The sequence below is a fragment of the Pseudomonas fluorescens Q2-87 genome (assembly GCF_000281895.1).
GTDB lineage: Bacteria > Pseudomonadota > Gammaproteobacteria > Pseudomonadales > Pseudomonadaceae > Aquipseudomonas > Aquipseudomonas fluorescens_S.
This window is the reverse complement of sequence record NZ_CM001558.1, coordinates 1,273,917-1,295,815: the sequence shown is the minus strand read 5'-3', so window position 1 is coordinate 1,295,815 and position 21,899 is coordinate 1,273,917. Positions and strand designations below refer to the sequence as shown.

The following is a 21,899-nucleotide window of genomic DNA, read 5'->3' as shown; positions in this document are numbered from 1 at the left end:
CAGCCCTGTGACACGAACCCGCTTTGCAAGGACCGACCATCATACACCGCACATTTGGACTGTCTTCAACGGTTTTTAGGCGATGGTGCAAATTCCTGATTTCGTTTCAGTGCGCCTTCACACTCGATGAGAAAACCGTTCGTCAGTCAGGCGACATTCTGGCGCAAGGGCTTCAGAAACCACTTTGACAATCATTCTCGTTAACATTAAGATCCGTCTCAATTGAGTCACAACCAGCGACGGTTCTCACTTATGTATGTATGCCTCTGCACTGGCGTCACCGACGGGCAAATCCGCGAAGCGATCTATGAAGGTTGCTGCAGCTATCGCGAAGTCCGCCAGGCCACCGGCGTAGCCAGCCAATGCGGTAAATGTGCATGCCTGGCCAAGGAAGTGGTGCGTGAAACCCTCGCCAAGGTGCAAACCGCGCAGGCGTCGATCCCCTACCCGGTAGAATTTACCGCCGCGTAAACATCAGCATTTCAAGGAACCGGACTTCATGTCCGGTTTTTTATGCTCTTAAATCAGTTAGTTAGCCTCAAGACGCGGAACACAAACATTCTTATTCCGATTAATTTTCATTTATTATTCAATAACTTAGGTTTGACACTGGTAAATGTGCGGCTCAAACTCCGCTTTATACACAGCAATTACAGGACAGGCCCTCACCATGAAAGGCGACATTACAGTCATCCAGCATCTCAATAAGATCCTTGCCAATGAGCTGGTCGCGATCAATCAATACTTCCTGCATGCGCGCATGTATGAGGATTGGGGCCTGAACAAGCTGGGCAAGCACGAGTACCACGAATCCATCGACGAGATGAAGCACGCGGACAAGCTGATCAAGCGCATCCTGTTCCTCGAAGGCCTGCCGAATGTCCAGGACCTGGGCAAGTTGCACATTGGCGAGCACACCCGGGAAATGCTCGAGTGCGACTTGCGCATCGAACGCACCGGCCACGCTGATCTCAAGGCCGCCATCGCCCACTGCGAAAGCGTTGGCGACTTCGGTAGCCGTGAACTGCTCGAAGACATTCTCGAGTCTGAAGAAGAGCACATCGACTGGCTGGAAACCCAACTGGGCCTGATCGATAAAGTAGGCCTGGAAAACTACCTGCAATCGCAGATGGGTGAAGAGTAACCTTCACCGAAAGCGAGCCATTAAAAAGCCCCGCCCTCTTTCGAGAGGCGGGGCTTTTTATTGCCTGGACTCCAGGCAACTGCGATCTCCTGTGGGAGCGGGCTTGCTCGCGAAGGCGGTGGGCCAGATAAAAAATGCTAACTGACACACCTTCGCGAGCAAGCCCGCTCCCACAAAGTCCGTGTTCGACCACAACACGTGAGGCGAACAGGACCTTCTCGATCACGCTTCGGTCTTGTTCGCCGCAGCTTCTACCGCTTGCTTGATGGTGGTCTGCAGCGAGCCGTCAGCGGCCATTTCGGTCATGATGTCGCTACCGCCGACCAGCTCACCGGCTACCCACAATTGTGGGAAAGTTGGCCAGTTGGCGTACTTGGGCAGGTTGGCGCGGATTTCCGGGTTCTGCAGGATGTCCACGTAGGCAAACTTCTCGCCACACGCCATCACAACCTGAGCAGCCTTGGCCGAGAAGCCGCACTGGGGCGCGTTCGGCGAACCTTTCATGTAGAGCAGGACGGTGTTATTGGCAATCTGGTCTTTAATCGTTTCGATGATATCCATGGAGCACCTCGGCTTAAACTTTCGCGACTTAAGTTGTCGACACGGTGGCGCATTGTAACGGAAAGCCGAGCATGCTGCTCGGTCTGGCCGAGAGACAAATTCACGCAGCAGCCACCTTCACCGGCACGCCATTGAGCGCCGCGTTGCCGGACAACTCGTCGAGCTGATGATGGTCGGTCAGGTCGTTGGCACTGGAGCCCGGCTGCTCGCAGGCGATGGTCATCTGCACGCCCGGCCGCGCATGGCCCCAGCCGTGGGGCAGGCTGACCACACCTTTCATCATATCCAGGCTGCCCTGCACTTCGACTTCGATCACGCCCACCCGGGAGCTGACCTTCACCCGCTGGCCGTCGACAAGGCCGCGACTGGCGAGGTCATCGGGGTGCATCAGCAACTGATGACGGGGCTTGCCTTTGACCAACCGATGAAAGTTATGCATCCAGGAATTATTGCTGCGCACATGGCGACGGCCAATCATCAGCAGCTCATCGGGTGTGGGCGCCTGCAACGCGGCGAAGCGTTCAAGGTCGGCGAGAATCACGGCCGGAGCAGCTTGCACCCGCTGGTTTTCGGTCTTCAGACGCGGGGCCAGGTTAGGCTTGAGTGCGCCGAGGTCGATGCCATGAGGGTGATCGAACAAGGTGGCCAGCGACAGCTTGTGCGGCGAAGCATCACCATAGGCTCCACTGCGCAGGCCCAGGTCAATCATCTGTGCCGGCGGCAGGGTCGGCTTGAGTTCCTTGCCGGTTCGGGCGGCGAAGGCCTTGGCCAGGCCGACAAAGATTTCCCAGTCGTGCAATGCGCCCTCGGGCTTGGGCAGGATCGCCCGATTGAATCGCGTTACGTTGCGCACCGCGAACACATTGAACGTGGTGTCGTAATGATCGTTCTCCAACGCCGAGGTCGATGGCAGGATCAGGTCGGCGTAGCGCGTGGTTTCGTTGATGTACAAATCGACGCTGACCATGAATTCCAGCCCATCGAGGGCCTGCTCCAGTTGTCGCCCGTTGGGTGTGGACAGCACCGGGTTGCCGGCCACGGTCACCAGTGCACGGATCTGGCCCTCGCCCTCGGTGAGCATCTCTTCGGCCAGGGCCGAAACCGGCAACTCGCCGGCATACTCGGGACGCCCGGATACCCGGCTCTGCCAGCGGTTGAAATGGCCTCCCGAGGTCGTCGCCACCAGATCCACCGCCGGCTCGGTGCAGAGCGCCCCGCCCACCCGGTCGACATTGCCGGTGACCAGATTGATCACTTGGATCAGCCATTGGCACAGCGTGCCGAACGCTTGGGTCGACACCCCCATTCGCCCGTAACACACCGCTGACGGCGCCGCGGCGAAATCCCGGGCCAATTGACGGATCTGCTCGGCCGGCACCGCACAGAGTGGGCTCATCGCTTGCGCCGTGAAGGGTGCGATGGCTTCACGCACCTCTTCCAGGCCGTCCACCGGCAAGTGGCTGTCACGGGTCAGATTTTCGCTGAACAAGGTATTGAGCAAGCCAAACAGCAATGCGGCATCGCCACCGGGGCGGACGAAAATATGCTGGTTGGCAATGGCTGCCGTTTCGCTGCGACGCGGATCGATCACCACCACCTTACCGCCACGGGCCTGGATCGCCTTGAGGCGTTTTTCCACGTCGGGCACAGTCATGATGCTGCCATTGGACGCCAGCGGGTTGCCGCCCAGGATCAGCATGAAATCGGTGTGGTCGATATCCGGGATCGGTATCAGCAGGCCATGGCCGTACATCAGGTGGCTGGTCAGGTGATGGGGCAACTGATCCACGGAAGTTGCCGAGAAGCGGCTGCGGGTTTTCAACAGGCCCAGGAAATAGTTGCTGTGGGTCATCAACCCATAGTTATGCACGCTGGGGTTGCCTTGATAAACCGCCACTGCATTCTGGCCATGACGTGCCTGGATGTCCGCCAGACGCTCGGCCACCAATGCGAAGGCGTCATCCCAGGCAATGGGGTGCCATTCGTTGCCAATTCGCTGCATGGGCTGGCGCAGACGGTCCGGATCGTTCTGGATATCCTGCAGGGCCACGGCCTTGGGGCAGATGTGACCGCGACTGAAGCTGTCCAGCGCATCGCCCTTGATCGACGTGATCGCCACGCCCTGGCCGTCGGTCTCGGTGGTTTCGAGGGTCAAGCCGCAGATGGCTTCGCACAGGTGGCACGCACGGTGGTGGAGAGTCTTGGTCATGGCCAGTCTCTGTTTTATTCGTGGCGGGCACTTTTGGCCGCGGGAACAAAACTATGGCGCGTGATTCGCGCCGGCGCCAGCGACGTTCGTCCTGTGAATCGCCGGGCATCAGGCGCACCCATGGCTGGCCTTACGATCAGTCGGGAGGCGGCGCCAGCAGTTGGATTTCCTCAACGGTTTCCACTTCCTCCTGGGCAATGGGCACCCCCGTCAGCTCGCCGATCAACCGCCAATGCTCATCGAGCCCGCTGCTGATCGTGGCCATGCGATCGATCATCCGGCGACCGGCCGCCTTGGTCACCTCGTCGTCGCTGCGCAACAACTCGAATGACATCGACGTGACCGATGCGGTCAGGTGCGTCAACGAGCGTGCCGTCAGCCCCAGCAATTCCATCAGTTGTTGCTCTTTCGAATCCATTTCGGGCCTCCTGTGTCGCTCGGGACTCATTTATAACCCAGCCCTTTGCATTAGGAAATGTTTCACAGCCTCCGGCCAGCGGTCCAAATCCGCTAATCACGGGCGGCAAATCGCCTGCCGACGCGGGGATGAATGCCGTGCTCAATTGCCAAGCCAAGCAACGCCAGTGTACAAATGGGTCGCTGCTGTCAGGAAACCGGCCTCAAAAACGTCATCACAGCCTCGTAATGACCTCGCTGAAATCCCCAAATACCGTAGCCCTATTGGTAAGACGCGACATTTCCTTATAAGATCGCGCCTTCCCCTATTTCGTCGCCCCGTGCGGCTTTTGCCGCAGGTCTCGCCCGTTTTTTCATTAGACAAGGCTTTGAGCATCTGCGGTCAGTTACAAAAAGGTAGTCAATCATGAGCGCAAGGCACTTTCTCTCCCTGATGGATTTCACGCCCGAAGAGTTGCTGGGCGTGATCCGTCGAGGCGTGGAGCTCAAGGACCTGCGTAAGCGCGGCGTACTGTTCGAGCCCTTGAAAAACCGTGTGTTGGGGATGATTTTCGAAAAATCATCGACCCGCACACGCATCTCTTTCGAAGCCGGCATGATCCAGTTGGGTGGCCAGGCTATCTTCCTGTCGCCCCGTGACACCCAACTGGGCCGTGGCGAACCTATCAGCGATTGCGCCATCGTCATGTCGAGCATGCTCGACGCCATGATGATCCGTACCTTTGCCCACAGCACCCTGACCGAATTCGCGGCCCATTCCCGCGTGCCGGTGATCAATGGCCTGTCCGATGATCTGCACCCCTGCCAGTTGCTGGCCGACATGCAGACTTTCCTCGAACACCGTGGCTCGATCCAGGGCAAGACCGTGGCCTGGGTCGGCGACGGCAACAACATGTGCAACAGCTATATAGAAGCGGCGATCCAATTCGATTTCCAGCTGCGCATCGCCTGCCCTGAAGGGTACGACCCCAACGCCGCGCTGCTCGCCAAAGCCGGGGACCGGGTGTCTATCGTCCGTGATCCGAAGCTGGCCGTGGCCGGTGCGCACCTGGTCAGTACCGACGTCTGGACCTCCATGGGTCAGGAAGAAGAATCCGCCAAGCGCCTCAAGCTTTTCGCGCCGCTCCAGGTCAACCGGGCGCTGCTCGACCTGGCGGATCCTGACGTACTGTTCATGCATTGCCTGCCGGCTCACCGTGGCGAAGAGATCAGCGTCGACCTGCTCGACGATCCGCGCTCGGTCGCCTGGGACCAGGCCGAGAATCGTCTCCATGCGCAAAAGGCCCTGCTCGAGTTCCTGGTCGAGCCGGCGTACCACCACGCATGAGCCATTCCCTGCTACTGAACCTGCACAACCTGGCGTGCGGCTACCAGGACCAACGGGTTGTCCAGCACCTCAACCTGCACCTCAATGCCGGTGACATTGGTTGCCTGCTCGGTTCGTCCGGGTGCGGCAAGACCACGACCCTACGGGCCATCGCCGGCTTCGAGCCGGTGCACGAAGGCGAAATCCAGCTGGCCGGGGAAACCATTTCCCGCCCAGGCTTTACCCTCGCCCCGGAAAAACGCCGTATCGGCATGGTGTTCCAGGACTATGCACTGTTTCCCCACCTGAGCGTGGCGCAGAACATTGCCTTTGGCATTGGCAAGCATCCGGACAAGCATCGCGTCGTCGAAGAGCTGCTGGAACTGGTCAACCTGAAGAACCTGGGCAAGCGTTATCCCCATGAGCTGTCCGGCGGCCAGCAGCAGCGCGTGGCCCTGGCCCGTGCGCTGGCACCGGAGCCGCAGTTGCTGTTGCTCGATGAACCCTTTTCCAACCTCGATGGCGAGCTGCGACGCAAGCTCAGCCATGAAGTGCGGGACATCCTCAAGGCCCGCGGCACCAGCGCGATCCTGGTCACCCACGACCAGGAAGAAGCCTTCGCCGTGAGCGACCATGTCGGCGTGTTCAAGGAAGGTCGACTGGAACAATGGGACACGCCCTACAACCTCTACCATGAACCCCTGACGCCTTTCGTCGCCAGTTTCATCGGCCAGGGTTATTTCATTCGCGGCCGCCTCGAAAGCCCGGAATCGGTGCAGACCGAGCTGGGCATCCTGCAGGGCAACCGCGCCTACACCTGGCCCATTGGTGCTGCGGTGGACGTGCTGCTGCGCCCGGACGACATCGTCTACGCACCGGACAGCCCGCTCACAGCCCATATCGTCGGCAAGACGTTCCTGGGGGCTTCCACCCTGTATCGCCTGCAATTGCCAACCGGCGCGCAACTGGAATCGATTTTCCCCAGCCATGCCGATCATCAGATCGGGGCCAGCGTCGGCATCCGCGTGGCGGCTGAGCATTTGGTGTTGTTCCAGGCTTCGGGCAGCACGGCGGCGCAGATACCGCTGGTGGAAAGCGGCGTGCGGCGATATAGCGCGGCCAGTTAACCCCAACAATAGGGGAGCCGCTTCTGTGGCGAGGGAGCTTGCTCCCGCTGGGCCGCGAAGCGGACCTCAAAACAGTCACCTCAGTCTGCGAACCTGATGAACCACCAGGTTGGTAGGTTTTGGGGCTGCTTCGCAGCCCAGCGGGAGCAAGCTCCCTCGCCACCCAGGTCAAAAAGCTCAAAGAAAGCGATCTCAGCCCAGCGTCAACGTCCCACTGGCCACCAACGTCGCGTCTCCGCCAATCTTCACCCGATCGCCCTCCAGCCGGCAAAACAGCGCCCCGCCGCGAGCTGAACGCTGATAAGCCGTCAGCCCGTGTTTACCCAAGCGCTTGGACCAGTATGGAATCAAGCTGCAATGGGTCGAGCCGGTCACCGGGTCTTCGTTGATGCCTATCGCCGGGGCAAAGTAGCGCGAGACGAAATCATGCTTGCTTCCAGGGGCCGTCACGATAGCCCCCGGCCATGGCAGTTTCGCCAGGGCCGCCATGTCCGGCTTGCAATCGAGTACCGCCTGCTCCGATTCCAGTACGACGAACAACTCATTGGAGCTCAACACATCCACCGCCTCGACACCCAACGCGCTCTGGACTGCCAGCGAAGCGCCCAGCTCGACCGGCACGATGGCCGGAAAATCGAGCCATAGCCGATCGCCTTCGCGGGTGACGCTCAACGGACCGGATCTGCAGATGAAATCCAGCCGCTCGGCGGTTTCGTGATAAATCTCGAACAGCACATGAGCGCTGGCCAACGTGGCGTGCCCGCACAGCGGCACTTCCGTGGTGGGTGTGAACCAGCGGATGTGCCAATACTGACCTTCGCGTACGAGAAATGCCGTTTCCGCCAGGTTATGTTCGGCGGCGATCTTCTGCATCAAATCATCGGCCAGCCAGGCGTCGAGACGATAGACCATCGCCGGGTTACCGCCAAACGGCCGGTCGCTGAACGCATCGATCTGATGAAACGCAAGCTGCATGGCACTTCTCCTTATTATTGATGTGCGAGCATGAGTTGCTTGGACACCGGTTTTCCAGTGACAGATCCGTTGAATTTTCGCCCTACAGCCCCGGATGAAGAATCGTATACCTCTCAAGCACGCCCGATATCGGCGAACGTCGCCCCGGTATGCTCCGCCAGGACTGCCGGCGCCAGTTCGACCTCCAGCCCGCGCCGTCCGGCACTGACATAAATGCTGGAATGTGATCGTGCGGATGCGTCGATAAAAGTGCGCAGCCGCTTCTTCTGCCCCAGCGGGCTGATGCCGCCGAGTAGATAGCCGGTCGAGCGCTGCGCCGCGGCCGGGTCGGCCATCTCGACCTTTTTTACCCCAGCCGCATGAGCCAGTCCTTTCAAATCCAGGCTTCCGGCCACCGGTACCACCGCTACCAGCAGTTCGCCTTTTTCGCTGGCCGCCAGCAACGTCTTGAACACTTGCGCCGGCTCCAACCCCAGCTTCTCAGCCGCCTCCAAACCGTAGGACGCAGCCTTGGGGTCGTGTTCGTAGCTGTGGATGCGATGTTCGGCACGCACTTTCTTAAGCAGATCCAACGCGGGTGTCATGACGGCCCCTCGATACGCTAATCAAAAAACATGGAGCGGATTCTAAGCGATCAACCGCAAAAAGGCTGCGACCCCATCGCCGCACCGTTATATGTCGCCGCTCGAAGAGACATTCACGAGACGAATAGTTGAAATGTGACCGATGGTTCACTTTCGACCTTTGACACCAGCGTTTCTTGTCTATATTTTTTCGAAACTGAAAGCCAGAACACAGGTCTCAAGCAACAACCCGAGAACAGGATGGGGATCCTGCCTCGGGGGACATCGCGCTATCGAGCTTTTTCGGATGCGCAGCAAAACAACAAAAAACCGAGGTTTGAATGACAACTGCTTTACAACAGCCATCCCTTTCCAGCCAATGCCTGGCCGAATTCCTGGGCACTGCCCTGCTGATTTTTTTTGGTACCGGTTGCGTTGCAGCGCTCAAGGTCGCGGGTGCAAGTTTCGGCTTGTGGGAAATCAGCATTATCTGGGGCGTCGGCGTCAGCATGGCCATTTACCTCAGCGCGGGCATTTCCGGCGCGCACCTGAACCCAGCCGTCAGTATCGCCCTGAGCCTCTTCACTGACTTCGAAAAGCGCAAACTTCCGTTCTATATCGTTTGCCAGATCGCCGGTGCTTTCTGTGGAGCCCTGCTGGTCTATACGCTATACAGCAATCTATTTTTCGATTTCGAACAGTCGCGGCACATGATTCGCGGCACAGAAGCCAGCCTCGAATTGGCCTCGGTGTTCTCGACCTACCCGCACCCGGCGCTGTCCACAGGCCAGGCCTTCCTGGTGGAGACGATCATCACTGCCATCCTGATGGGCGTGATCATGTCCCTGACCGATGACAGCAATGGCCTGCCTCGCGGCGCATTGGCGCCGCTGCTGATCGGCCTGCTCATTGCAGTGATCGGCAGCTCGATGGGGCCACTTACCGGCTTCGCGATGAACCCGGCGCGAGACTTCGGCCCTAAACTGATGACTTTCTTTGCAGGCTGGGGTGAAATTTCCCTCACGGGCGGGCGCGATGTCCCGTACTTCCTGGTTCCGATTTTTGCACCGATTCTTGGTGCGTGCCTTGGCGCTGCGGCTTATCGCGGGTTGATTGCCCGCCATCTGCCCAGCGCCATAACTGCTACAAAGGATGCAACACCTTCCATTGACGGGAAGCCCAGAACGTCCTGAAACAGTCGGCGCAGGCTTGTGCGATTCAAGCGTGCGCCGTGGCCTCTCCCCTTATTTTCGTCCCAAGGCAATCGACATGACCGATATTGAGAACAAGAACTACATCATTGCCCTCGACCAGGGTACGACCAGCTCGCGCGCGATCATTTTCGACCGTGACGCCAACGTGGTCTGCACCGCCCAACGCGAATTCGTCCAGCATTACCCGCAGCCCGGTTGGGTCGAACACGATCCAATGGAAATCTTCGCCACCCAAAGCGCGGTCATGGTCGAAGCCCTGGCCCAGGCCGGCCTGCATCATGACCAGGTCGCCGCCATCGGCATCACCAACCAGCGGGAAACCACTGTGGTGTGGGACAAGACCACCGGCCGCCCGATTTACAACGCTATCGTCTGGCAATGCCGCCGCAGCACCGAGATCTGCCAGCAGCTCAAGCGCGACGGTCACGAGCAGTACATCAGCGAAACAACCGGCCTGGTCACCGATCCGTACTTCTCCGGGACCAAGCTCAAGTGGATCCTGGACAACGTCGAAGGCAGCCGCGAGCGCGCGCGCAACGGTGAGTTGCTGTTCGGCACCGTCGACAGCTGGCTGATCTGGAAATTTACCGGTGGCAAGGTCCATGTCACTGATTACACCAATGCCTCGCGCACCATGCTGTTCAATATTCACTCGCTGGAGTGGGATGCGAAGATGCTCGACATCCTCGACATCCCTCGCGAAATGCTTCCGGAAGTGAAGTCGTCTTCGGAAATCTACGGCCGGACCAAAAGCGGTATCGCCATCGGCGGCATCGCCGGCGACCAACAGGCCGCCCTCTTCGGCCAAATGTGCGTGGAGCCGGGCCAGGCGAAAAACACCTACGGCACCGGCTGCTTCCTGCTGATGAACACCGGTAGCAAGGCCGTGAAATCCAACCATGGCATGCTCACCACCATCGCCTGTGGCCCGCGCGGCGAAGTGGCCTATGCCCTGGAAGGCGCGGTATTCAATGGTGGTTCTACCGTCCAATGGCTGCGCGACGAGCTGAAAATCATCAATGACGCGCTGGACACCGAATACTTCGCCAATAAGGTCAAGGACAGCAACGGTGTGTACCTCGTACCGGCCTTCACCGGTCTTGGCGCGCCGTACTGGGACCCCTATGCCCGCGGCGCCCTGTTCGGCCTGACTCGTGGCGTGCGGGTCGATCACATCATTCGCGCAGCGCTGGAATCGATTGCCTACCAGACCCGCGACGTACTTGACGCCATGCAGCAGGATTCGGGCGAACGCCTCAAGGCCCTGCGCGTCGACGGCGGTGCGGTGGCGAACAACTTCCTGATGCAGTTCCAGGCGGATATTTTGGGCACCCAGGTCGAACGCCCGAAAATGCGCGAGACCACTGCCCTGGGCGCCGCCTACCTGGCCGGCCTGGCGTGCGGCTTCTGGGGCAGCCTGGAAGAATTGCGCGGCAAAGCGGTGATCGAGCGCGAATTCGAACCGCAACTGGACGAGCAAGCGAAGGAAAAACTCTATGCCGGCTGGCAGAAAGCAGTCAGCCGCACCCGTGACTGGGAGCCTCACGAAGACGCTGAATAAGCCACGATAGGGTTCTGAAACTGGTCGGGAGTGGATTCCTGCGGCATCATGGGCAAATTTTGTACGGCAGCCCAAAGGAAGCCCCATGAATCTGCCTCCCCGCCAGCAGCAAATTCTCGAACTGGTCCGCGAACGCGGCTATGTCAGCATCGATGAAATGGCGCAGTTGTTCATCGTCACCCCGCAAACCATCCGCCGTGATATCAATCAATTGGCGGAAGCGAACCTGCTGCGCCGCTACCATGGCGGCGCAGCCTACGATTCAAGCGTGGAAAACACCGCCTACGCCATGCGCGCCGATCAGATGCGTGATGAGAAACAACGCATCGCCGAAGCCATTGCCGCGCAGATCCCCGACCACGCCTCGCTGTTCATCAACATCGGCACCACCACCGAATCCATCGCCCGGGCGTTGCTCAATCACAACCATCTCAAGGTCATCACCAACAACCTGCACGTGGCTTCGATCCTCAGCGCCAAGGACGACTTCGAAGTCCTGATCGCCGGCGGCAATGTACGTCGCGACGGTGGTGTAGTCGGCCAGGCCAGCGTCGACTTCATCAACCAATTCAAGGTCGACTTCGCCTTGGTGGGCATCAGCGGGATCGATGAAGACGGCAGCCTGCTGGATTTTGACTATCAGGAGGTTCGGGTTTCCCAGGCCATCATCGCCAACGCCCGGCAAGTACTGCTGGCGGCCGACTCCAGCAAGTTCGGACGCAATGCCATGGTCCGCCTGGGCCCCATCAGCCTGATCGATTGCCTGGTGACCGACCAGCAACCGGTGCCGGCCCTGGCGCAATTGCTCAGCCAGCACAAGATTCGGCTGGAAGTGGTTTAACCCCCTCCCTCTGTACCGGTGAGAGGATCACCCCCTCACCACCTTCCATTCAGCATCTTCATGTTCGTAAATTTTCCTTTCAGCTTCCTTTGATCAGTATTTTCAATCGAAGTCGGCTGGCTGTTGCTGTGTTTATGGGCTAGTATTTTCGCAAATGAACATTTATGTTCGAATTCAAATATTACGAAAAGAGCCCGAGGCCAGCCGATGCCCACTTCTACCTTGCCTACGCCCCCTCTCGCCGAGATTTACGATATCGCCGTCATTGGTGGTGGAATCAATGGCGTGGGGATTGCCGCGGACGCTGCCGGTCGCGGTCTTTCGGTGTTCCTTTGCGAAAAAGACGACCTGGCCAGCCATACCTCCTCGGCCAGCAGCAAGTTGATCCACGGTGGCCTGCGCTACCTTGAACATTATGAGTTTCGCCTGGTGCGTGAAGCGCTGGCCGAACGGGAAGTGCTGCTGACCAAGGCTCCCCATATCGTCAAGCAGATGCGCTTTGTCCTGCCCCACCGTCCACATTTGCGTCCCGCCTGGATGATTCGAGCAGGCCTGTTCCTTTACGATCACCTCGGCAAACGCGAGCAACTCGCCGGCTCGAGAAGTTTGAAGTTCGGCGCCGACAGCGTACTGAAAAGCGAGATCACCCGCGGTTTCGAATACTCCGACTGCTGGGTCGATGACGCACGCTTGGTGGTGCTCAACGCCATGGCCGCCCGGGAAAAAGGCGCGCATATCCACACCCGTACACGCTGCGTCAATGCTCGGCGCAGCAAGGGCTTGTGGCATTTGCATATGGAACGTGCCGACGGCAGCCTGTTTTCGATTCGCGCCAAGGCGTTGGTGAACGCCGCCGGCCCGTGGGTCGCCAAGTTCATTCGCGACGACCTGAAGATGGAATCGCCCTATGGCATCCGCCTGATCCAGGGCAGTCACCTGATCGTGCCGAAACTCTACGAAGGCGAGCATGCGCACATTCTTCAGAACGAAGACCAGCGCATCGTGTTCACCATTCCGTACCTGAACCAGTTCACCCTGATCGGCACGACCGATCGCGAATACACTGGCGACCCGGCCAACGTGGCGATTACCGACGGCGAAACCGATTATCTGCTGAAGGTTGTCAATGCGCACTTCAAGAAGCAGGTCAGCCGCGACGACATCCTGCACAGCTATTCCGGTGTGCGCCCACTGTGCAATGACGAGTCCGACAACCCGTCGGCCGTGACCCGGGACTACACCCTTGCGCTCTCGGGCGGTGGCGAAGAAGCGCCATTGCTGTCGGTGTTCGGCGGCAAGCTGACCACCTACCGCAAACTGGCCGAATCGGCCATGGCGCAACTGGCACCTTATTTCACCCAGATGCGCCCAAGCTGGACCGCCGTAGCCACGCTTCCTGGCGGTGAGAACATGACCACCCCGCAGGCTTTGTGCTCGGCGATTCGCGACAAGTACGACTGGTTGCCGAAGGACATCGCCCGTCGCTGGTCCACCACCTACGGCAGCCGTACCTGGCGCATGCTCGAAGGCGTCCACACCCTCGGCGACATGGGCGAGCACATCGGCGCTGGCCTCTACACCCGGGAAGTCGATTACCTGTGCAGCGATGAATGGGCCCTCGACGCCCGCGACATCCTGTGGCGCCGCAGCAAGCTGGGCTTGTTCACCACCCCGGCCGAGCAGGAAAAGCTGCAGCAATACCTGGACAAGGTCGAGCACAACCGGCGCAAGATCGAAGCGGCGTGATCCGCTAGCGTGCCAAACCAAAGCCCCTGAATCTGGCGATTCAGGGGCTTTTTGCATTTTTGGCCCCGCTGAATATTCCTGTGGGAGCGGGCTTGCTCGCGAAGAGGGCAGTTCATCCAACATCGATGTCGACTGATCTACCGCTTTCGCGAGCAAGCCCGCTCCCACAGGATTGGGGACGGACTCAATTCATTCGGTTTTCCGAACGCGACCCATTGGTCAATTCGGTCAACCGGATAACCAGCGAGCCACTAAACCTGACACAGAACATTATTGTCGTTATTAAACAAAGATTTAGCCTTAAGCGCCTGGCCTGGCACGACTCATGCTCTACACTCCTGGAGACGAATACCTGCATGCCAACACAACAGGAGCTGCAGGCACTTCGAAGCACTCAGGGCCGACAAATCGGTCGAATAAAAAAAACAATGTCGAGGAAACATCGATGCGTATCGTTCCCCATCTCCTGGGCGCAGCCATTGCTGCCGCTCTGATCAGCACCCCGGTTTTCGCAGCCGAACTGACCGGCACGTTGAAAAAGATCAAAGAGTCCGGCTTTATCACGTTGGGTCATCGCGACGCTTCCATTCCGTTTTCCTACATCGCGGACGCCTCGGGCAAACCGGTTGGCTATTCCCACGACATCCAGATGAAAGTCGTCGAAGCGATCAAGAAAGACCTGGCTATGCCCGACCTGCAGGTCAAATACAACCTGGTCACCTCGCAGACCCGAATCCCGCTGGTCCAGAACGGCACCGTGGACCTGGAATGCGGCTCGACCACCAACAACGTCGAGCGTCAGCAGCAGGTTGACTTCTCCGTTGGCATCTTCGAGATCGGCACCAAGCTGCTGTCCAAGAAAGACTCCAAGTACAAGGATTTCGACGACCTCAAGGGCAAGAACGTCGTAACCACCGCCGGTACCACGTCCGAGCGCATCCTCAAGGCAATGAACGCCGACAAACAAATGGGCATGAACGTCATCTCCGCCAAGGACCACGGCGAGTCCTTCCAGATGCTGGAATCGGGCCGTGCCGTCGCGTTCATGATGGACGACGCCCTGCTGGCAGGTGAGGCAGCCAAGGCCAAGAAGGCCGATGACTGGGCCGTGACCGGTACGCCACAGTCCTATGAAATCTACGGCTGCATGATGCGCAAGGGCGATGAGCCGTTCAAAAAGGCTGTCGACGACGCCATCGTGGCAACCTACAAATCGGGCGAGATCAACACGATCTACGAAAAATGGTTCATGCAACCTATCCCGCCAAAAGGCCTGAACCTGAACTTCCCGATGAGCGACGAGCTCAAGGCCCTGATCGCCACGCCGACCGACAAAGCGGCTGACGACAAGAAATCCTGATTACTGACTAACCTTACCCTTGGAAGGGCTTGCCCCTTCCAAGGGATGGTCACTCCCTGCTGGCACTTCTGGAAACACTCGAACCGGTGGCTGTCGAGCCGATAGCGTGTGCCTGATCAACACGATCAGGATGGGAACGGAGCTTCCCCAGGCGGGCATTTGTACATCGAACGATCTGAGGGGAGACCCTAATGAATTACAACTGGGACTGGGGCGTGTTCTTCAAGTCTACCGGCGTGGGCAGCGAGACTTATCTCGACTGGTACATCGCCGGCCTGGGCTGGACCATCGCCATCGCCGTCGTGGCCTGGATCGTTGCCCTGCTGCTGGGCTCGATCCTCGGTGTAATGCGCACCGTGCCGAACCGGCTGGTGTCGGGTATCGCCACCTGCTACGTGGAGCTTTTCCGTAACGTGCCGCTGTTGGTGCAGTTGTTCATCTGGTACTTCCTGGTGCCCGACCTGCTGCCCGCCGATATGCAGGAATGGTACAAGCAGGACCTGAACCCGACCACTTCGGCCTACCTGAGCGTAGTCGTGTGCCTGGGCCTGTTCACCGCCGCGCGGGTCTGCGAACAGGTTCGCACCGGTATCCAGGCGTTGCCACGCGGCCAGGAATCGGCCGCCCGCGCCATGGGCTTCAAGCTGCCGCAGATCTACTGGAATGTGCTGCTGCCCCAGGCCTACCGGATCATCATTCCGCCGCTTACCTCGGAATTCCTCAACGTCTTCAAGAACTCTTCCGTGGCCTCGCTGATCGGCCTGATGGAACTGCTCGCGCAGACCAAGCAGACCGCCGAGTTCTCCGCCAACCTGTTCGAAGCCTTCACGCTGGCGACGCTGATCTACTTCACCCTGAACATGAGCCTGATGCTGCTGATGCGCATGGTCGAGAAGAAAGTCGCGGTGCCCGGCCTGATTTCCGTGGGGGGTAAATAATGGAATTCGACTTCACTGGCATCATCCCCGCCATTCCCGGCTTGTGGAACGGCATGGTGATGACCCTCAAGCTGATGGCCATGGGCGTGGTCGGCGGGATCGTCCTGGGAACCATCCTGGCGCTGATGCGCCTGTCCCATAACAAGCTGATTTCCAATATTGCCGGCGCCTACGTCAATTATTTCCGTTCGATTCCGCTGCTGCTGGTCATCACCTGGTTCTACCTGGCGGTGCCGTTCGTGTTGCGCTGGATCACTGGCGAAGACACGCCTATCGGTGCGTTCGGCTCCTGCGTCGTGGCGTTCATGATGTTCGAAGCCGCGTACTTCTGCGAAATCGTGCGGGCCGGCGTGCAGTCGATTGCCAAGGGCCAGATGGGTGCCGCCCAGGCACTGGGCATGAATTATGGCCAGACCATGCGCCTGATCATCCTGCCCCAGGCGTTTCGCAAGATGACCCCGCTGTTGCTGCAACAAAGCATCATCCTGTTTCAGGACACCTCGCTGGTCTACACCGTCGGCCTGGTGGACTTCCTCAATGCTTCGCGGGCCAATGGCGACATCATCGGCCGCTCCAATGAGTTCCTGATCATCGCAGGTCTCGTGTACTTCACAATCAGCTTTGCCGCCTCGCTGCTGGTCAAGCGTCTGCAAAAAAGGTTCGCCGTATGATCTCTATCAAGAATATCAACAAGTGGTATGGGGACTTCCAGGTACTGACCAATTGCAGCACCGAGGTCAGCAAGGGTGAAGTCGTGGTGGTGTGCGGCCCTTCGGGCTCGGGCAAGTCCACGCTGATCAAGTGCGTGAACGCGCTGGAACCGTTCCAGAAAGGCGACATCGTGGTCGACGGCACCTCCATCGCCGACCCGAAGACCAACCTGCCGAAACTGCGCTCCCGAGTGGGCATGGTATTCCAGCATTTCGAGCTGTTCCCGCACCTGACCATCACCGAAAACCTGACCATCGCGCAGATCAAGGTGCTGGGCCGCAGCAAGGAAGAAGCCACCCAGAAAGGCCTGCAATTGCTTGAGCGAGTCGGTCTGTCGGCCCACGCCCACAAGCATCCGGGCCAGCTCTCCGGCGGCCAGCAGCAGCGCGTGGCGATTGCCCGCGCCCTGGCGATGGACCCGGTGGTGATGCTGTTCGACGAACCGACTTCGGCCCTTGACCCGGAAATGGTCAACGAAGTGCTCGACGTCATGGTGCAACTGGCCCACGAAGGCATGACCATGATGTGCGTGACCCACGAAATGGGCTTCGCCCGCAAAGTGGCGAACCGGGTGATCTTCATGGACCAGGGGCAGATCATCGAAGACTGCAAGAAGGAAGAGTTCTTCGGCGACATCAGCGCCCGCTCCGAACGAGCGCAGCATTTCCTCGAGAAAATCCTGCAGCACTAAGCGCCACTTCCTTTGGACCGGCTCCTGTGGCGAGGGAGCTTGCTCCCGCTGGGTCGCGCAGCGACCCCAAAACCGGCGAATGCGGTGTATCTGGCACACCGCATCAACCCTATTGCGACTGCTTCGCAGCCGAGCGGGAGCAAGCTCCCTCGCCACAGGACCGCGTTCGAAGGACGACCGCCGCCACACTGGTTGACCCAAGGCTTCTGTGATGAAATGCGACCCCACCCTTTATCGCGCCGCGCCGCCATCACTTGCCGTGAAGCCCCGTCTGATTCGCCATCTGTTCCTGCCGCCGTTGGTCATCGCGTTGATGATCGGCCTGGGCTACCTCGGCTTTTGGATCAGCGAGCACTACGGCGTGCGCGGCCTTGCCGAGAACGGCGAGCGCCAGCTGGAGCTGCATGCCCGCGCGGTCGAAAGCGAGATCAGCAAGTACACCTACTTGCCCAGCCTGCTGGAGTTGGAGTCGAGCGTCTCCGTACTGCTCGACGACCCGACACCCGAACACCGCAAGACCGTCAACGAATACCTCGAAGGCCTGAACCGGCGCAGCCGCAGCCGGGCCATTTATGTCATGGACACCACCGGCCGGGTCTTGGCCACCAGCAACTGGCGCGACGTCGATAGCTATCTGGGGGAAGACCTGTCCTTCCGCGCCTATTTCCAGAACGCCGTGCGCGGTCAGCCGGGGCGCTTCTATGGGATCGGCAGCACCAACGGCGAACCGGGCTATTACCTGGCCCATGGCCTGGAACAACAGGGCAAGATTATCGGCGTCGCCGTGGTCAAGGTACGCCTCGAAGCCATGGAGGAACGTTGGCAGCGGGCGCGCCTGGAGGCTTTCGTCAGTGATGAGAACGGCATCATCATTCTCTCCAGCGACCCGGCGCGACGGCTCAAGTCGGTGCGCCCGCTGAGCGACGACACCAAGGAACGCCTGGCCCGCAGCCTGCAATATTACTGGTTCCCGCTGAACGAACTGGTGCCCCTGGCCCGGGAAAAACTCGCCGAAGGCATGGAAAAGCTGACCTTCCCGGCCAATACCGAACTGGTGTCCGACGAGCAGGCCATCAGTTACCTGTCGCAGACCCGTCCGCTAAGCGACACACCGTGGAATTTCACCTTGCTGACCCCGCTTGAAGACCTGCGGCGCCAGGCGATCAACCAAGGCATCCTGGTGGCCGTCGCCTTCGCCCTGGTGGCGTTCCTGTTGATCGCCTGGAATGAGCGACGCAAGGTCATCGCCACCCGCCTCGCGGCCCGGGAAGCCTTGCAGGAAGCCAACAACCAGCTCGAGCGTCGGATTACCGAACGCACCACCGACCTGCGTGCCAGCAACGAACGACTCAAGGGCCAGATCCGCGAGCGACGCCAGGCTGAAGAGACATTACGCAGGGCCCAGGACGAACTGGTCCAGGCCGGCAAGCTGGCGGCCATCGGTCAGATGTCCACCAGCATCGCCCACGAACTCAACCAGCCGCTGGCGGCGTTGCGCACCTTGTCCGGCAATACCGTGCGCTTTCTGGAGCGCGGTCAGTTAGACGTCGCCAGTACCAACCTCAAGACCATCAACGAACTGATCGACCGCATGGGCCGCATCACCGCCAGCCTGCGCGCGTTTGCCCGCCGAGGCGACGACCAGGGCCGGGCGAGCCTGGGCAAGGCCGTCGCGGCCGCCCTGCAACTGCTGGGCGGGCGCCTTGAACACCTGGATATCGAAATCCACAACGGTTTCGACGACGTCCAGCTGCAAATCGACCAGACGCGCCTGGAGCAGATCCTGGTGAACCTGATCGGCAATGCCCTGGACGCCATGCAGGCCCAACCCGAGCCGCGGCTGTGGCTCGAAGGCGAAATCAGCGACGGCAAATATCGCCTGCGGGTGCGCGACAACGGCCACGGCATCGATCCGCAGGCACGCAAGCACCTGTTCGAACCGTTCTTCACCACCAAGCCCGGCGAACAGGGGCTGGGCCTCGGCCTGACGCTTTCGGCGAGCCTGGCCGCAGCCGCCGGCGGACACCTGGGTGTCGAGTATCCGGTTGAGCGTGGCACCATTTTTGTCCTCAGTTTACCGTTGGTAAGCCTTTCTCCTGCCGAGCCGCTATGAACAACGACCTGAGCGTATTGATCGTCGAAGATGATCCCCATGTCCTGCTGGGCTGCCAGCAAGCCCTGAGCCTGGAAGACATTCCTTGCATCGGCGTGGGCAGCGCCGAAGAGGCCCTGGAGCGAGTCGACGATAACTTCGCCGGCATCGTCATCAGCGACATCCGCCTGCCGGGCATCGATGGCCTGGAGCTGCTGACACGCCTCAAGGCCCGGGATCGCAGCCTGCCGGTGGTGCTGATCACCGGCCACGGCGACATCTCCATGGCCGTCGGCGCCATGCAAAAAGGCGCTTATGACTTCATGGAGAAACCCTTCTCCCCGGAGCGCCTGGTGGACGTCGCCCGTCGCGCCCTGGAACAGCGCAGCCTGGCCCGCGAGGTTTCATCGCTGCGCCGGCAATTGGCCGAACGCGACTCCCTGGAAGGCCGGATCATCGGGCGCTCGCCAGCCATGCAACACCTGCGAGCGCTGATTGCCAACGTCGCCGACACCTCGGCCAACGTGCTGATCGAAGGCGAGACCGGCACCGGCAAGGAACTGGTTGCCCGTTGCCTGCACGACTTCAGTCGACGCCACGATAAGCAATTCGTCGCGCTGAACTGCGGCGGCCTGCCGGAAAACCTCTTCGAAAGCGAGATTTTCGGCCACGAGGCCAACGCCTTCACCGGTGCCGGCAAACGCCGGATCGGCAAGATCGAGCACGCCGATGGCGGCACGCTGTTTCTCGATGAAGTGGAAAGCATGCCCCTGCCCTTGCAGATCAAGTTGCTGCGGGTGTTGCAGGAACGCACCCTTGAACGCCTGGGCTCGAACCAGAGCGTGGCCGTCGATTGCCGGGTGATTGCCGCGACCAAATCCGACCTGGACGAAATGAGCCGCGCCGGGCAGTTTCGCAGCGACTTGTATTACCGCCTCAACGTGGTGACCCTGGAACTGCCGCCCCTGCGCGAGCGCCGCGAGGACATCCTGCAATTGTTCGAGCACTTCCTCCAGCAGTCGTCCCTGCGCTTCGACCGCACGGTGCCACAGCTGGACAACCAGACCCTGTCGAACCTGATGAGCCACGACTGGCCAGGCAACGTGCGCGAACTGCGCAACGTCGCCGAACGTTATGCCCTCGGCCTCCCCGCCTTCAAAAGAGCCGGCGCCAGCAGCGGCAACCAGAGCCTGGCCTTCGCCGAAGCCGTGGAAGCGTTCGAACGCAACCTGCTGGTGGACGCGTTGCAACGCAGCGGCGGCAACCTGACCCAGGCCAGCCAGGAACTGGGCATGGCCAAGACCACGCTGTTCGACAAAGTCAAAAAATATGGCCTGAGCCATTAACCGGACGGTGGATTTGTGGATCTGATTTTCAAAGCAGCGCTGGGTGCAGCCGTGGTGGTCATCCTGGCGATGCTGGCCAAGACCAGGAATTATTACATCGCAGGGCTGGTGCCGCTGTTCCCGACCTTTGCCCTGATCGCCCACTACATCGTCGGCAAGGGCCGTTCGGTCGACGAACTGAAGACCACCATCGTGTTCGGTATGTGGTCGATCATTCCTTATTTCGTGTACCTGGCGACACTCTATGTGATGGTCGATCGCATGCGCCTGGAGACGTCACTGGCCGTAGCGGCGGTGGCGTGGCTGATGGCGGCGACCGTGCTGGTCAGCGTCTGGGTGAGGGTTCACGGCTGAATCGGGAAGAATGTGGGAGCGAGCGTGCTCGCGAAAGCGCCGGGTCAGCTTGCATCGATGCAGGATAAGACGGCCCCTTCGCGAGCAAGCCCGCTCCCACACGGACTCGCGACGTGGTGGATCAGTAGCCGACGGTGTAGCGCGCGCGCGAAAACTGCGGTGTTTCCACTTCATCGATCAGCGCAATGGCGTAGTCGGCAAAGCTGATCCAGCTGCGTCCCGCGTCATCGAACAGCAGGTGATCCTTGCCGACACGGAACTGGCCGGTGCGCTCGGTTTCGACGAACTCCGCCGAAGGCGAGAGGAAGGTCCAGTCCAGGTCCTGCTCCTTGCGCAGCACGTCCAGGAACAACGCACCGGCCGTGGCTTCGGCCAGGTATTCCTCCGGGAAACCATCACTGTCGATCACTCGGCTGTTATCCGGTAGCAGCAACGAACCGGCCCCACCAACCACCAGCAAGCGCTTGACCCCGGCGGCTTTCACCGGGGCGACGAGTTTGTCGGCCGGCACGGTGGCGAAGTGAGCCGCGCTGATGACCACGTCGTGGCCGGCGACCGCAGCGGTCAGGGCCTCGCTGTCCAATATATCCACTTGCTTGCTGACAACCCCTGTCCTTTCGCCGATTTTCGTAGTGTTACGGGCAATGGCCGTCACGCTGTGGCCCCGACGCAGAGCTTCTTCCAGCAGTTGGCTGCCGGCACGACCGGTGGCGCCGATGATTGCGATTTTGCTCATGATTTAC

21 protein-coding genes are annotated in these 21,899 nt (G+C 59.9%); 15 read left to right on the top strand and 6 right to left on the bottom strand.

Features of this window, described 5'->3' with window-relative positions:
* The first annotated feature begins 252 nt into the window (after window positions 1–252).
* Together PFLQ2_RS21825 and bfr are read left to right on the top strand one after the other, a co-directional pair.
* Window positions 253–471: a bacterioferritin-associated ferredoxin gene (locus PFLQ2_RS21825; RefSeq protein ID WP_003178704.1), complete on the top strand. Its 219-nt coding sequence runs from the start codon at window positions 253–255 to the stop codon at window positions 469–471.
* A 199-nt stretch (window positions 472–670) separates the two neighbouring features.
* Window positions 671–1,144 carry a bacterioferritin gene (gene bfr / locus PFLQ2_RS21830; RefSeq protein WP_003178701.1) on the top strand — a complete coding sequence of 158 codons (474 nt, stop codon included), beginning with the start codon at window positions 671–673 and terminating at the stop codon, window positions 1,142–1,144.
* A gap of 222 nt (window positions 1,145–1,366) precedes the next feature.
* Here the strand turns inward: bfr and grxD are convergent, their stop codons facing one another.
* The 3 genes from grxD to PFLQ2_RS21845 all read right to left on the bottom strand — a co-directional run bounded on the left by grxD (window position 1,367) and on the right by PFLQ2_RS21845 (window position 4,332).
* Window positions 1,367–1,705 carry a Grx4 family monothiol glutaredoxin gene (gene grxD, locus PFLQ2_RS21835; RefSeq protein ID WP_003178700.1) on the bottom strand — a complete coding sequence of 113 codons (339 nt, stop codon included), beginning with the start codon at window positions 1,703–1,705 and terminating at the stop codon, window positions 1,367–1,369.
* A gap of 100 nt (window positions 1,706–1,805) precedes the next feature.
* A complete protein-coding gene (locus tag PFLQ2_RS21840; RefSeq protein ID WP_003178699.1) occupies window positions 1,806–3,914 on the bottom strand; it encodes a molybdopterin oxidoreductase family protein in 2,109 nt (702 codons plus the stop codon).
* 136 nt (window positions 3,915–4,050) lie between these two features.
* Window positions 4,051–4,332 (bottom strand): hypothetical protein, encoded by a 282-nt coding sequence (locus tag PFLQ2_RS21845; protein WP_003178697.1) that lies wholly within the window; start codon window positions 4,330–4,332, stop codon window positions 4,051–4,053.
* Window positions 4,333–4,737: 405 nt separating this feature from the next.
* Between PFLQ2_RS21845 and argF the strand changes: the two genes are divergently transcribed.
* Together argF and PFLQ2_RS21855 are read left to right on the top strand one after the other, a co-directional pair.
* The gene (gene argF / locus PFLQ2_RS21850) at window positions 4,738–5,658 is read left to right on the top strand and encodes an ornithine carbamoyltransferase (protein ID WP_003178695.1); all 921 of its coding nucleotides are present in this window, start codon (window positions 4,738–4,740) and stop codon (window positions 5,656–5,658) included.
* Window positions 5,655–6,764, top strand: a complete 1,110-nt coding sequence (locus tag PFLQ2_RS21855) for an ABC transporter ATP-binding protein (RefSeq protein WP_003178693.1) — start codon at window positions 5,655–5,657, stop codon at window positions 6,762–6,764. Before argF ends, PFLQ2_RS21855 begins: the two co-directional genes overlap by 4 nt.
* Before the next feature lie 192 nt (window positions 6,765–6,956).
* Here PFLQ2_RS21855 and PFLQ2_RS21860 read toward each other — a convergent pair whose 3' ends face one another.
* The gene (locus PFLQ2_RS21860) at window positions 6,957–7,739 is read right to left on the bottom strand and encodes a PhzF family phenazine biosynthesis protein (protein ID WP_003178691.1); all 783 of its coding nucleotides are present in this window, start codon (window positions 7,737–7,739) and stop codon (window positions 6,957–6,959) included.
* Between the two features lie 113 nt (window positions 7,740–7,852).
* Complete coding sequence (gene ybaK, locus PFLQ2_RS21865) at window positions 7,853–8,323, bottom strand: Cys-tRNA(Pro) deacylase (RefSeq protein ID WP_003178690.1); 471 nt, start codon at window positions 8,321–8,323, stop codon at window positions 7,853–7,855.
* 320 nt (window positions 8,324–8,643) lie between these two features.
* Here ybaK and PFLQ2_RS21870 point away from each other — a divergent pair, with 320 nt between their 5' ends.
* From PFLQ2_RS21870 to PFLQ2_RS21920, 11 genes are all read left to right on the top strand, one after another.
* Entirely contained in the window at window positions 8,644–9,495 is an 852-nt protein-coding gene (locus PFLQ2_RS21870) for an MIP/aquaporin family protein (protein ID WP_003178688.1), read from the top strand.
* Between the two features lie 76 nt (window positions 9,496–9,571).
* Window positions 9,572–11,077 (top strand): glycerol kinase GlpK, encoded by a 1,506-nt coding sequence (glpK, locus tag PFLQ2_RS21875; protein ID WP_003178687.1) that lies wholly within the window; start codon window positions 9,572–9,574, stop codon window positions 11,075–11,077.
* 85 nt (window positions 11,078–11,162) lie between these two features.
* Entirely contained in the window at window positions 11,163–11,918 is a 756-nt protein-coding gene (locus PFLQ2_RS21880; RefSeq protein WP_003178686.1) for a DeoR/GlpR family transcriptional regulator, read from the top strand.
* A gap of 207 nt (window positions 11,919–12,125) precedes the next feature.
* The gene (gene glpD / locus PFLQ2_RS21885) at window positions 12,126–13,664 is read left to right on the top strand and encodes a glycerol-3-phosphate dehydrogenase (RefSeq protein ID WP_003178685.1); all 1,539 of its coding nucleotides are present in this window, start codon (window positions 12,126–12,128) and stop codon (window positions 13,662–13,664) included.
* Window positions 13,665–14,109: 445 nt separating this feature from the next.
* Window positions 14,110–15,024 (top strand): glutamate/aspartate ABC transporter substrate-binding protein, encoded by a 915-nt coding sequence (locus PFLQ2_RS21890; protein WP_003178683.1) that lies wholly within the window; start codon window positions 14,110–14,112, stop codon window positions 15,022–15,024.
* Window positions 15,025–15,215: 191 nt separating this feature from the next.
* Window positions 15,216–15,962, top strand: coding sequence for an amino acid ABC transporter permease (locus PFLQ2_RS21895; RefSeq protein ID WP_003178681.1), 747 nt, complete (start codon window positions 15,216–15,218; stop codon window positions 15,960–15,962).
* Window positions 15,962–16,633 carry an amino acid ABC transporter permease gene (locus tag PFLQ2_RS21900; protein WP_003178680.1) on the top strand — a complete coding sequence of 224 codons (672 nt, stop codon included), beginning with the start codon at window positions 15,962–15,964 and terminating at the stop codon, window positions 16,631–16,633. The genes PFLQ2_RS21895 and PFLQ2_RS21900 overlap by 1 nt, the downstream gene beginning before the upstream one ends.
* On the top strand, window positions 16,630–17,364 hold the full coding sequence (locus tag PFLQ2_RS21905) for an amino acid ABC transporter ATP-binding protein (RefSeq protein ID WP_003178678.1): 735 nt from the start codon (window positions 16,630–16,632) through the stop codon (window positions 17,362–17,364). Before PFLQ2_RS21900 ends, PFLQ2_RS21905 begins: the two co-directional genes overlap by 4 nt.
* A 211-nt stretch (window positions 17,365–17,575) precedes the next feature.
* Window positions 17,576–19,477, top strand: coding sequence for a sensor histidine kinase (locus PFLQ2_RS21910; protein ID WP_003178676.1), 1,902 nt, complete (start codon window positions 17,576–17,578; stop codon window positions 19,475–19,477).
* The gene (locus PFLQ2_RS21915; RefSeq protein ID WP_003178674.1) at window positions 19,474–20,802 is read left to right on the top strand and encodes a sigma-54-dependent transcriptional regulator; all 1,329 of its coding nucleotides are present in this window, start codon (window positions 19,474–19,476) and stop codon (window positions 20,800–20,802) included. The genes PFLQ2_RS21910 and PFLQ2_RS21915 overlap by 4 nt, the downstream gene beginning before the upstream one ends.
* Window positions 20,803–20,826: 24 nt before the next feature.
* Window positions 20,827–21,156: a GlpM family protein gene (locus PFLQ2_RS21920; RefSeq protein ID WP_172680585.1), complete on the top strand. Its 330-nt coding sequence runs from the start codon at window positions 20,827–20,829 to the stop codon at window positions 21,154–21,156.
* Window positions 21,157–21,277: 121 nt separating this feature from the next.
* Here the strand turns inward: PFLQ2_RS21920 and PFLQ2_RS21925 are convergent, their stop codons facing one another.
* Complete coding sequence (locus PFLQ2_RS21925; RefSeq protein ID WP_003178670.1) at window positions 21,278–21,892, bottom strand: NAD(P)-dependent oxidoreductase; 615 nt, start codon at window positions 21,890–21,892, stop codon at window positions 21,278–21,280.
* Window positions 21,893–21,899 lie beyond the last annotated feature (7 nt).

Excerpts from the sequence above, each read along its gene's own strand:
- PFLQ2_RS21825 (WP_003178704.1), top strand. The coding sequence starts at position 253 with ATGTATGTATGCCTCTGCACTGGCGTCACCGACGGGCAAATCCGCGAA.
- bfr (WP_003178701.1), top strand. The coding sequence starts at position 671 with ATGAAAGGCGACATTACAGTCATCCAGCATCTCAATAAGATCCTTGCC.
- grxD (WP_003178700.1), bottom strand. The coding sequence starts at position 1,705 with ATGGATATCATCGAAACGATTAAAGACCAGATTGCCAATAACACCGTC.
- PFLQ2_RS21840 (WP_003178699.1), bottom strand. The coding sequence starts at position 3,914 with ATGACCAAGACTCTCCACCACCGTGCGTGCCACCTGTGCGAAGCCATC.
- PFLQ2_RS21845 (WP_003178697.1), bottom strand. The coding sequence starts at position 4,332 with ATGGATTCGAAAGAGCAACAACTGATGGAATTGCTGGGGCTGACGGCA.
- argF (WP_003178695.1), top strand. The coding sequence starts at position 4,738 with ATGAGCGCAAGGCACTTTCTCTCCCTGATGGATTTCACGCCCGAAGAG.
- PFLQ2_RS21855 (WP_003178693.1), top strand. The coding sequence starts at position 5,655 with ATGAGCCATTCCCTGCTACTGAACCTGCACAACCTGGCGTGCGGCTAC.
- PFLQ2_RS21860 (WP_003178691.1), bottom strand. The coding sequence starts at position 7,739 with ATGCAGCTTGCGTTTCATCAGATCGATGCGTTCAGCGACCGGCCGTTT.
- ybaK (WP_003178690.1), bottom strand. The coding sequence starts at position 8,323 with ATGACACCCGCGTTGGATCTGCTTAAGAAAGTGCGTGCCGAACATCGC.
- PFLQ2_RS21870 (WP_003178688.1), top strand. The coding sequence starts at position 8,644 with ATGACAACTGCTTTACAACAGCCATCCCTTTCCAGCCAATGCCTGGCC.
- glpK (WP_003178687.1), top strand. The coding sequence starts at position 9,572 with ATGACCGATATTGAGAACAAGAACTACATCATTGCCCTCGACCAGGGT.
- PFLQ2_RS21880 (WP_003178686.1), top strand. The coding sequence starts at position 11,163 with ATGAATCTGCCTCCCCGCCAGCAGCAAATTCTCGAACTGGTCCGCGAA.
- glpD (WP_003178685.1), top strand. The coding sequence starts at position 12,126 with ATGCCCACTTCTACCTTGCCTACGCCCCCTCTCGCCGAGATTTACGAT.
- PFLQ2_RS21890 (WP_003178683.1), top strand. The coding sequence starts at position 14,110 with ATGCGTATCGTTCCCCATCTCCTGGGCGCAGCCATTGCTGCCGCTCTG.
- PFLQ2_RS21895 (WP_003178681.1), top strand. The coding sequence starts at position 15,216 with ATGAATTACAACTGGGACTGGGGCGTGTTCTTCAAGTCTACCGGCGTG.
- PFLQ2_RS21900 (WP_003178680.1), top strand. The coding sequence starts at position 15,962 with ATGGAATTCGACTTCACTGGCATCATCCCCGCCATTCCCGGCTTGTGG.
- PFLQ2_RS21905 (WP_003178678.1), top strand. The coding sequence starts at position 16,630 with ATGATCTCTATCAAGAATATCAACAAGTGGTATGGGGACTTCCAGGTA.
- PFLQ2_RS21910 (WP_003178676.1), top strand. The coding sequence starts at position 17,576 with ATGAAATGCGACCCCACCCTTTATCGCGCCGCGCCGCCATCACTTGCC.
- PFLQ2_RS21915 (WP_003178674.1), top strand. The coding sequence starts at position 19,474 with ATGAACAACGACCTGAGCGTATTGATCGTCGAAGATGATCCCCATGTC.
- PFLQ2_RS21925 (WP_003178670.1), bottom strand. The coding sequence starts at position 21,892 with ATGAGCAAAATCGCAATCATCGGCGCCACCGGTCGTGCCGGCAGCCAA.